A 5,360-nucleotide genomic window follows, 5' to 3' on the forward strand; every position below is an offset into this window, starting at 1 on the left:
CATTGCCGCGCCCGGTGCCCTGGAGCAACTGGAGATAATCGACCACGATGAAGCCGATATCATGGCGGCGCTTCAAACGACGCGCGCGGGTACGAAGCGCGGCGATCGTCAGGCCCGGCGTATCGTCGATGAAGAGCGGCAGTTCCTGCAAGTCGCGCGCGGCGCGGGACAGGTTCTGGAAATCCGCCCGGCTGATCTTGCCCATGCGCAGCGCTTCGCCCGAAATGCCCGACTGTTCGGCAAGAACGCGGGTCGCCAACTGGTCGGCCGACATTTCGAGGCTAAAAAAGGCGGTCTTCGCGCCCATATTCTTGTCCGACGGAATGCCGTCGGCATTGTCGCGAAGCCAGCGCGATGCAGCATTATAGGCAATGTTGGTCGCAAGCGAGGTCTTGCCCATGCCGGGACGGCCGGCGAGAATCATCAAGTCGGAATTGTGCAAACCACCGATCTTGGCGTTGAGGCTGTTGATGCCGGTGGTGATGCCCGACACATGGCCGCCGCTGTTGAGTGCGCGCTCAGCCACCTGAACGGCGGCAGTGGAAGCGGTGAGGAAGCTCTTGACCGACCCGGTTTCGCCCTCGCCCTCGGACACTTTATACAGCGCGACTTCGGCCGCCTCGATCTGTTCGCGGGGATTGACATCCTCGCTGGTGTCCATCGCATTTTCAACGAGTTCACGTCCAACGCTGACGAGTTGCCTTAGCAGAGCGAGGTCGTAGATCTGGCTGGCGAAGTCGCGCGCGCCGATCAGCGCCGCGCCATTGCCGGTCAACTGCGCCAGATAGGCCGCGCCGCCCAGTTCCTTGAGCGCTGGATCCTGCTCCAGCATGGGCTTCAGCGTCACCGGGTTGGCGACCATGTCCTTGTCCAGCAGGCGCATGATCGCGTCGTAGATACGACCGTGCAGCGGCTCGAAATAATGTTCGGACTTCAGTTTGAGCTGCACATCCTCCGCAATGCGATTGTCGATCATGATCGCGCCCAGAAGCGCGGCTTCAGCCTCGACATTGCGCGGCAGTTCGGTTCCGCCGGTATCGGCGGCATTGAGTTTCAACAGTTCGACCATGCGCCCTCTTTCCTCTCCCGCATCGTTCCACGCAAGGGGCCAATCCTATCCATCTGTGGATAAGTCCCCCTTGCATTTCAGCGCGCGCCGCCGCACTGACTGTTCGCTCCATCATGGCTGATCCGCGCATCATAGACATCCAGCTCGACCAGCGCACGATATTGTGGCGCAATGCCGACGTGGAGCAGGAACGGCGCATCGCGATCTTCGACCTGCTGGAGGATAATCACTTCGCCCCGCAGCGCGAACATGGCGATGGTTATGCCGGCCCCTACAAGGTAGTGCTGCGGGTCGAGGAAGGCCGGCTGGTGATCGAGGTCAACCGGGAGGATGACAGCGCGCTGGAGGCGATCATCCTGGGCCTGGGTCGATTCCGCCGCCCGATCCGCGACTATTTCGCGATCTGCGACAGCTATTATCAGGCGATCAGCAATGCCTCGCCCCAGCAGATCGAGACGGTCGACATGGCCCGCCGCGCCATTCACAATGATGCGGCCGAGGTTCTGAAGGAGCGGCTGGAAGGCAAGATCGACGTGGATTTCGACACGGCGCGGCGACTTTTCACGCTCATCTGCGTGCTGCATATCAAGGGGTAAGACGATCAGGGTTGTGACTTTGGGGGGACTGCTGTTCCGTATCGGGGCGGGACTGGCGGTGATTGCGGCGCTTGCCCTGACGCTGTGGCTCTATGCACGCGGCTGGGCGCCGAGCCGTGAGCAATATCCGGTGCAGGGTGTCGCCATCACGTCGGACAATGGCACGGTCGAATGGGGCACGCTGGCGGCGCAGGGCGCGGATTTTGCCTATATTCGCGCGGCCGATGGCGCAGGTCGGCGCGACGCGGCCTTTGCGGCCAATTGGCGCGGCGTTCGAGCGGCGGGGATGCGCTACGGCGCACTGATCGATTTCAGCCTCTGCCGCCAGCCGAGCGATCAGGCGACTGCCTTCATGACCACGGTGCCGCGCGACAATGCCGCCCTGCCCCCGGTGATCCGGCTTTCCTTCGAGCCGGGATGCAAGGCACGGCCGGGACGCGACCAGTTGCTGTCCGATCTCAACACGCTGATCAATCTGGTCGAGGGTCAGGCGGGCAAGCCCGCGCTGCTCAACCTGACCGAGGACTTCGACAAGGCCTATGATATCGGGTCGGGCATCAATCGGACACTGTGGCTGGACGACAATTTCATGCCCCCCGATTATGCGACCCGGCCATGGGTGATGTGGACAGCCAGCGATATGCGGCATATCGACGGCGTCGATGGTCCAGTCAGATGGAATGTGGTGGCGCCCTGATGCCTGAAGAAAATAAAGTACAAGAGTTGATCGCCGCCGCACGCGTGGCGATGGCGAACGCCCATGCACCCTATAGCCGTTTTGCCGTGGGCGCGGCGGTTCGGCTGATCGACGGCAGCGTCATCACAGGCTGCAATTTCGAAAATGCCAGCTACGGCCTGTCGCTCTGCGCGGAAACCGTGGCGCTGGCGAGTGTCAACGCACAGGGCCGCTTCGCCGATGTCGCGGAAATCGCCGTCGTAGGCGGCGCAATGGACGCTAACGACGAAGCGCTCGTCACCCCCTGTGGCCGATGCCGCCAGATCATGAACGAGGCGGAACAGATGGCGGGACGCACGCTCGCCATCTATTGCGCCACCCCCAGCGGTGACCGGGTGCTCCACCTGCGCGTTGCCGACCTTCTTCCCCATGCCTTCGGTCCGGCGGACCTGGGCATCGGCCCCACGAAAAAGAGCTGAGATCCCATGGCCATTCTTTCCGACAAGTGGATTCGCGAACAGGCGCTGAGCAACGGCATGATCGAGCCGTTCGTGGAAAGCCAGCGGCGCGAGGGCTGCATCAGCTACGGCCTGTCCTCCTACGGCTATGACGCGCGGGTTGCGGACGAGTTCAAGATCTTCACCAATGTCGACAGCACGATCGTCGACCCGAAGGATTTCGATCCCAAGAATTTCGTCGATCGCCAGACCGATTGCTGCATCATCCCCCCCAACAGCTTTGCCCTCGCCCGCACTGTCGAATATTTTCGCGTGCCGCGCGACGTTCTGGTCATCTGCCTCGGCAAGTCCACCTACGCGCGCTGTGGCATCATCGTGAACGTGACACCGCTGGAGCCGGGCTGGGAAGGGCATGTGACGCTGGAATTTTCCAACACCACGCCGCTGCCGGCCAAGATCTACGCCAATGAAGGCGCCTGCCAGTTCCTGTTCCTTCAGGGCAATGAACCGTGCGAGGTCAGCTACGCCGATCGCGCGGGCAAATATATGGGGCAGCAGGGGGTGACACTGCCTCGCCTGTAAGTAACATTGGCGAAATGAGTTTCTGGCGCATTGGCAAATGGCTTGAGGCCGAGCCTGATGACCGCCCCCCGCCCCATACGGGCGAGGATGTGCGCCTGTACGCCATTGGCGATATCCATGGGCGGCTGGATCTGCTGGAGCAATTGCTTGGCCTGATCGCGGCCGACTGTCTCGCGCGCGGGCCGATGAAATCGCGCCTCATCTTCCTGGGCGATCTGGTCGATCGCGGGCAGGATTCGCGCCAGGTGGTCGAAAGGGTGATGGCACTCGTCCGACAGGAAGGCGCGCTCTGCCTCAAGGGCAATCATGAGGAACTGTTTCTTCATGCTGCCTTTGGCGACGAGCGGGTAATACCCACCTTCCGCCGGGCCGGTGGAGCGCAGACGCTGGCCAGCTATGGACTGGCACAGCATCGGTTCAAGGAGATGGCAGATACTGATGTCGCACGATGGATGCTCAACAATATTCCCCGCACCCATGTCGATTTTCTGGACGATTTGCCCGACAGTCAGGTGATCGGCGACTATCTGTTCGTCCATGCCGGCATCCGCCCCGGCGTGGCGATCGTCGACCAGAGCGCGGCCGACCTGCGCTGGATCCGGCGCGATTTTCTGGACCATCAGCGACCGCATCCAAAGATGGTGGTGCATGGCCACAGCATCACACCGGACATCGACGAACGATCTAACCGGATCGGCATCGACACCGGTGCCTATTTTTCCGGATGCCTGACCGCAATCGGACTGGAAGGTGCCGACCGATGGTTCCTTCAGACAGGCAGTTAAGCGACACTTGGCTTGGCCGAATATAATTTCGGACGAATGTCCTGCTTTTTGAAAATCTCATAGTGGATCAGGCGATCGCATTCGTCTCTTTGCAGCAGAACGGTAATAATCGCCGTCTCATCAGGGGAACAGACAATGCGTATTCGCCATGCCGTGGCGGGGGCCGTCCTCGCCATATGCCTTGTTTCGCCTACTCAACTTGTCGCCGCCACGACAACCGATGCATCTCTGGTACAGCGTCACAAGTTCGACATTCATGTTCAGCCGCTGAGCAGCGCATTACGGCAATTATCCGCCCAATCGGGCATGCGTATTCTCTTCCCCTATGACGAGGTTGCCGCGATCCGCAGCCGCCGGATCCAGGGCTGGATGTCGACGCAGGAGGCGCTGGCTCGCCTGCTTGCAGGCACCGACCTCAAATCATCGGATGCCGGCGCGGGCGTGATTGCCCTTGCCTCGCCCGCCAGCCGCAGCGCGGCGCGGCGCAGCCCTTTGGCTCTCCAGTACGCGCAGGCGACCATTCCGGGCGCCGGCGCTGAAGCGCTGGCCATGGCCCCCGCTCCGGAACCGGTGGAAGATGCGACCCCGATCATCGTTACCGGCACTCGCACCACGACGCGCACGGTCGCCGAAAGCCTTGCCCCGATCGATGTTCTGGGCGCCAAGGATCTGGAAACCAGCGGCAAGCAGTCGGTGCGTGACCTGCTGGGTACGCTCGTACCTTCCATCAACGTGTCGAACAATGGCGCGGGCGCAAGCTGGGCAGTGCGGACATTGTCGCTTCGCGGTCTGGGCGGCGACCAGTTGCTGGTACTGGTCAACGGCAAGCGCCGGCACAATACCGCCACGCTCTTCATCAACGGGTCCGTCCAAAACGGCCAGTCACCGCCGGACCTCGACCTGATCCCCGGCAATGCGATCCAGCGGATCGAAGTGCTGCGCGATGGCGCGTCGGCGCAATATGGGTCGGACGCGATCGCCGGCGTCGTTAACATCATTCTGAAGAACGACACTGCCGGCGGTGCGGCGCTGACCATGGGCAGCACCGCCGACAATGGCGGCTGGCAAGGCCGCTGGCAGGTCGACAAGGGTTTCTCGATCGGACAGGACGGGGGTTATATCCATCTCTCAGCGGATGGCGTGTTGCAGGACAATACGGTCGTCGCGAGCAGCCCGATCACCTCGAACCCCTTT

The 5,360-nt window shown here is 62.0% G+C and carries 7 protein-coding genes; 6 read left to right on the forward strand and 1 reads right to left on the reverse strand.

The window, feature by feature from the left end:
- On the reverse strand, window positions 1-1,069 hold a 1,069-nt coding region (locus tag VMR39_RS24480; RefSeq protein ID WP_325420126.1), incomplete at its 3' end, for a DnaB-like helicase C-terminal domain-containing protein.
- Between the two features lie 113 nt (window positions 1,070-1,182).
- Between VMR39_RS24480 and VMR39_RS24485 the strand changes: the two genes are divergently transcribed.
- The 6 genes from VMR39_RS24485 to VMR39_RS24510 all read left to right on the forward strand — a co-directional run.
- Window positions 1,183-1,665, forward strand: a complete 483-nt coding sequence (locus VMR39_RS24485; RefSeq protein ID WP_325420128.1) for a UPF0262 family protein — start codon at window positions 1,183-1,185, stop codon at window positions 1,663-1,665.
- Window positions 1,666-1,678: 13 nt separating this feature from the next.
- Complete coding sequence (locus tag VMR39_RS24490; RefSeq protein WP_414712592.1) at window positions 1,679-2,362, forward strand: GH25 family lysozyme; 684 nt, start codon at window positions 1,679-1,681, stop codon at window positions 2,360-2,362.
- Window positions 2,362-2,820 carry a cytidine deaminase gene (locus tag VMR39_RS24495; RefSeq protein ID WP_325420130.1) on the forward strand — a complete coding sequence of 153 codons (459 nt, stop codon included), beginning with the start codon at window positions 2,362-2,364 and terminating at the stop codon, window positions 2,818-2,820. The genes VMR39_RS24490 and VMR39_RS24495 overlap by 1 nt, the downstream gene beginning before the upstream one ends.
- A gap of 6 nt (window positions 2,821-2,826) precedes the next feature.
- Window positions 2,827-3,381: a dCTP deaminase gene (gene dcd, locus VMR39_RS24500; protein WP_325420132.1), complete on the forward strand. Its 555-nt coding sequence runs from the start codon at window positions 2,827-2,829 to the stop codon at window positions 3,379-3,381.
- A 14-nt stretch (window positions 3,382-3,395) separates the two neighbouring features.
- On the forward strand, window positions 3,396-4,166 hold the full coding sequence (locus VMR39_RS24505) for a metallophosphoesterase family protein (protein ID WP_325420134.1): 771 nt from the start codon (window positions 3,396-3,398) through the stop codon (window positions 4,164-4,166).
- Between the two features lie 135 nt (window positions 4,167-4,301).
- Window positions 4,302-5,360: TonB-dependent receptor plug domain-containing protein (locus VMR39_RS24510; RefSeq protein ID WP_325420136.1), on the forward strand; the 1,059-nt coding region annotated here is incomplete at its 3' end.

The sequence above is a fragment of the Sphingobium sp. genome, assembly GCF_035511395.1.
Taxonomy (GTDB): domain Bacteria; phylum Pseudomonadota; class Alphaproteobacteria; order Sphingomonadales; family Sphingomonadaceae; genus Sphingobium.